The sequence below is a fragment of the Sulfuricurvum sp. genome (assembly GCF_049305995.1).
In the GTDB taxonomy this organism is placed as follows: domain Bacteria; phylum Campylobacterota; class Campylobacteria; order Campylobacterales; family Sulfurimonadaceae; genus Sulfuricurvum.
Genome location: NZ_JBAQPS010000020.1, coordinates 1 through 1,973 on the forward strand (window position 1 = coordinate 1; position 1,973 = coordinate 1,973).

A 1,973-nucleotide genomic window follows, 5' to 3' on the forward strand; every position below is an offset into this window, starting at 1 on the left:
GATAAATAGTATCAGAAAATAAAGTTCCTGAAAGATTATCAGCCATTTTCCCTTCACGCAATACAGCACTATCAATATCATCACGAGGTTCTTGCAAATAGATGCCACTACCATATTGACGATTCAAAGACTCTGATCGGATAACCCATGCATTTTTCATCCCCTCTATTGAGCCAATTTGCTTAAGTAATTTATCCTGATAATCGGTACTACCACTAAGCATATGTGACGTCAAAGATTCTCTAATAATATTTCCAATTAAAATTGCTCTATTTTCAGCTGATTGAAGCCCCATATAGCGAAATGTGGCCGAAAGAATCACTACAAAAATGATAACGATCAAAACGATAGAGAGGGAGAGGGTAAAAAATGTACTCTTTTTTTTCATTATTCCTGACTTCATTACGTGAATAGTTCGATTATACTAAAAAAAAGATTAGAGTTATAAAAAAGAGGATTTTTCCCCTTGAACAAGGGGAAAATATATAAAACTTAGTGACAGCCGCAGCCTGTACCGCAGCTTCCGCTACTCTCTGGTTTCGGTGCAGCAGCAGTAGAACACGCCGATACACCTGGAGGTGTATTTGGTTGAATCGCTTGGTTATCTACACCGCCATCGGCATTGATTTTCTCAATCGTTGCCCAAAGATCTTCTGCCGCCTTCATATAGCGTTTTGCCGTCTCAGAGGTTGGTGCATAATAGGTTACCGGTTTCCCCTCATCTCCTCCCGTTCGGATGGCAGGTTCGATTGGGATTTCAGCAAGGATGCACGTCTCAAACTGATCCGCCATCGCTTTAGATGTCCCTTTACCGAAAATGTCATACTCAACACCCGTATCAGGAGCGATAAATCCGCTCATATTTTCGATAACACCCGCGATTGGGATATGAAGTTTTTTGAACATATCAAGACTGCGGCGTGAATCATCGAGAGATACCATTTGAGGAGTTGTAACGGTTACACCAACGGTGACCGGAACACTTTGTGCCAATGTCAACTGCGCATCACCGGTTCCCGGAGGCATATCGATAACCAAACAATCCAAATCTGACCACATGATGTCACGCAAGAACTGCTCAATCGCTTTCATGATCATCGCACCGCGCCAGATAAGCGATTGCCCCTCTTCCATAAGTGAGCCCATTGACATCACTTCGACACCGTACGCTTTTAATGGGAGGACTTTATTTCCGACCACTTCAGGTTTTTGACCCTCAAGCCCCATCATACGAGGAATATTCGGTCCATAAATATCGGCATCCAAAAGACCCACTTTTTTCCCTTGCATTGCAAGAGCCACGGCAAGGTTAACGGACGTCGTCGATTTACCGACTCCCCCTTTACCTGAGCTGACCATGATAAAGTTTTTCACTTGAGGAGCGATATTTTTTCCCTTCGATGAACTCTCACGCGGCATTTTAGGTGCGGTAATATTTACTACTACGTCACCTGCGCCAGCACGTTTAAGCTCATCGGTTGCTTCCATGGTGATTTGATGTGCCACTTCGGGAGCACTAGAGGTAATATCGACTACTACATTCACGTTTGAGCCCTCGATTTTAATCTCTTTAACGAATCCGAACGTCACGATATCTTTCGTGAACCCCGGATAGGTAACTTTTGATAATGCCGATTTTACAATTTCTTCTGTCATGTTGTTTATTTCCTTTTTTAACTTGCGTTAGCTTTAACTTCTTCTGCAATACGTGCAATCGCTTCGGGATTTTCCATAATCTGCTGCGTAATCTTATAGCTACAGAATTTCGGTCCGCACATCGAACAAAACTCCGCCTCTTTGAAAACATCCTGAGGCAAGGTTTCATCGTGATACTCACGTGCCCGTTCCGGATCGAGGGCAAGTTCAAACTGACGATTCCAATCAAATGCATAACGGGCATCGCTCATCGCATCATCGATGTCGCGAGCCCCCTTGCGTCCGCGTGCAATATCGGCGGCGTGTGCCGCGATTTT

General features: G+C 43.9%; 2 protein-coding genes and 1 pseudogene. All 3 read right to left on the bottom strand.

Features of this window, described 5'->3' with window-relative positions; all coding sequences use genetic code 11:
• Positions 1–388: pseudogene (locus tag WA010_RS00705) on the bottom strand (hypothetical protein); the annotation flags it as partial.
• Positions 389–492: 104 nt separating this feature from the next.
• A complete protein-coding gene (locus tag WA010_RS00710) occupies positions 493–1,656 on the bottom strand; it encodes a P-loop NTPase (protein WP_422555259.1) in 1,164 nt (387 codons plus the stop codon).
• Between the two features lie 17 nt (positions 1,657–1,673).
• Positions 1,674–1,973 (bottom strand): phosphomethylpyrimidine synthase ThiC (locus WA010_RS00715; protein ID WP_422555260.1); only part of this gene is annotated, 300 nt, incomplete at its 5' end.